The sequence below is a fragment of the Pseudostreptobacillus sp. genome (assembly GCF_977040545.1).
Window position 1 is genome coordinate 1 of record NZ_CDRRBS010000124.1, and the last position, 2,448, is coordinate 2,448.

Annotated in this window: 3 protein-coding genes; all 3 read right to left on the bottom strand. The window is 27.5% G+C overall.

What is annotated here, in order from left to right:
- A partial coding sequence (locus ACWYO2_RS05730) for a hypothetical protein (RefSeq protein WP_455515522.1) occupies window positions 1-872 on the bottom strand: 872 nt, incomplete at its 3' end.
- Window positions 873-882: 10 nt separating this feature from the next.
- Window positions 883-1,947, bottom strand: a complete 1,065-nt coding sequence (locus ACWYO2_RS05735; RefSeq protein ID WP_455515523.1) for a thymidine kinase — start codon at window positions 1,945-1,947, stop codon at window positions 883-885.
- On the bottom strand, window positions 1,947-2,448 hold a 502-nt coding region (locus ACWYO2_RS05740), incomplete at its 5' end, for a DUF2130 domain-containing protein (protein WP_455515524.1). The genes ACWYO2_RS05740 and ACWYO2_RS05735, both read right to left, overlap by 1 nt.

The following is a 2,448-nucleotide window of genomic DNA, read 5'->3' on the forward strand; positions in this document are numbered from 1 at the left end:
ATACCTGATGTTGGGGCAATTTTTCGCTCGGAGTTGGATCCGACCCAATAATCCAAAGATTTGAAAGCTGGAAGTTCCCCCTTATCGGTCAAGAAGTTGTGTGCAACCGTCACGTAAACGTTTGGTGATACGAACATTCCTGATCCACTAAAAACTAAACCAAGCTTTCTAGATTGCATAAGTACAGCTGCATTGTTAATTGGCTTATTGACATCCACAAATTTTAGGTCAGCACCACCATTAATAACAGCTTGTGGATATGCCCAGGATTCCTTATCTGGAAGTACATCAGAAGAAATAATCTTCTCTTTAACTTTTCCAGCAACACGCTGTCCTTTTTTACTTACAGGTGAATTATCATCTTTTACAGGTTCAGGTGAATCATTCTTTGGCTGTTCTTGATCCAGAATATCCTCTGCATAAACTACAGAAGGTGTGTTTGTGATTGAATTAAATACAGGTGTTGAAAATCCTGCAACAATTACAGAAAGTGCTACTGCACTAGCTAGTGTATATTTTTTATTATTTATAATATCTTCTACAATTTCATCTTTCATCGTTTGAATAGCACTTTCATCAAAATCTTTACCTGTAATATTTGTATTTTTCAATATTTTAGTTAAATATTTACCAACATATTCTCCCATAGAATTTTTCAATCCGTTTAAGGCATCAAGTTCTGCTTCTTTTTCTGTAAAAACTCTATCAGAAACTACAGCTAAATCATTATTATAGTCATAATATTTTTTCATAATTTCCTTAGTAGATGAACTTGTAAATATTCCTTTTAAATATTCATCTGATGATAATCTTGTTGATGCTAAAGAATTAATTGATGCAATCACACATATTCCTAGTATTATTCTTTTCATAAATTCCCTCCTATAATATTATTGCTTTTATATTTAATATATTATTAATATTTTCTATAACTTTTATATTTTCTTCTTCATCTTTTTTATCTATTGATTTAGTGTATATAACACTTTCAATATTTAAATCTGCTTTATTTATTATTTCATAAGATATTAAAACTTCATTTATCATTCCTTTTCTATTTCTAGAAATAAGTATAACTGAAGATTTTTGTCTTAACTCCATCATTAAATCAATTATAGTATAGTTTTCTTGTATTGGTATTAAAGGACTTTTTACTATTCTTATAAAAACTATGTCATATTCTAAAGAATATTGTTTTATCCTTTTTCTAACATCTGATATACTTTCACCTTCATTAAATACACTTATACTAACTGAACTACAATTTTTATTTTTAGACAAAATATATTTTTCAACATCTTCTTTACCTGCATTAATATTAGTCCCAAATAAAAAATATATCTTTCCAAATTTTTCTTCTCTTTTCCGAACTATATGATGTCTTCTACAACGAGCTTCATAATTTTCTTTAGCTCCCACCATAACAATAGGATCATCTTCAAAAGCTGGTTCTCCATTAATTAACCTTTGACTTGCATAAGCATCTTTACCACATATAACACATTTGGCTTTTAGTTTTGTAACACTATCTGCAATAGCCATAAGTTCAGGCATTGGAATAAATGGTACTGCTTTAAAATCAAGATCTAACCCTGCAACAATTATCCTTTTACCTCTTTTAATATATTTTTTACAAAAATTAACAACTTCTTCTCCAAAAAATTGTACTTCATCTATACCTATAACTTCTATATATGGCTTTTCTTTCATTATTTCTTCCATATCTTCAACTGATGCTACAGGATATGCATCTATACTATTCATATTATGTGAAAATATACCATTTTCTCCATATCTTTTATCTATAGAGTGTTTAAATACAATAACACTTTGCTTAGCATAATTGACACGTCTAATACGACGTATAAGTTCTTCGCTTTTACCTGAAAACATACTTCCACAAACTACTTCTAATTTTCCTACATTTTCACTACTTTTTAAAAACATTATTTCTCCTCTTTATTATTCAATTCTTCAAACATTTTTTTCATAGTTTCATTTTTCTTAACTAATTTTTTAACAGTTAAACCATCTAGTTTATCATTTGCTAATCTTAAATTATTTTCTGAAGCTAATAGTGCTGCTCTTGTCTCTTGTAAATTTTTAATACTTTTATCAATTTTTTCTATCGCTTCATTAAACTTTTTAGATGCATTTTCATAATTTTTTCCAAATTTATCTTTAAAATTTAATAAATCATTTTCAAAATTACTAATATCTATATTTTGATTTTTAATAGCATTTAATTCTTGTTTATATTTTAATACTCCTCTAGCTCCATTTCTAAGTAAACTAATTATTGAAATGAAAAATTGAGGTCTAATTACATACATTTTTTCATATTCATAAGAAACATCTACTATACCTTCGTTATACAGTTCATTTTCTTGTTCAAGTAAAGAAACAAGTATAGCATATTCGCATCTTTTTTCTTTTCTATCTTTATCC

Bases quoted from the DNA above. Each gene is read 5' to 3' on its own strand.
- ACWYO2_RS05735 (WP_455515523.1), bottom strand. From the start codon at position 1,947: ATGTTTTTAAAAAGTAGTGAAAATGTAGGAAAATTAGAAGTAGTTTGT.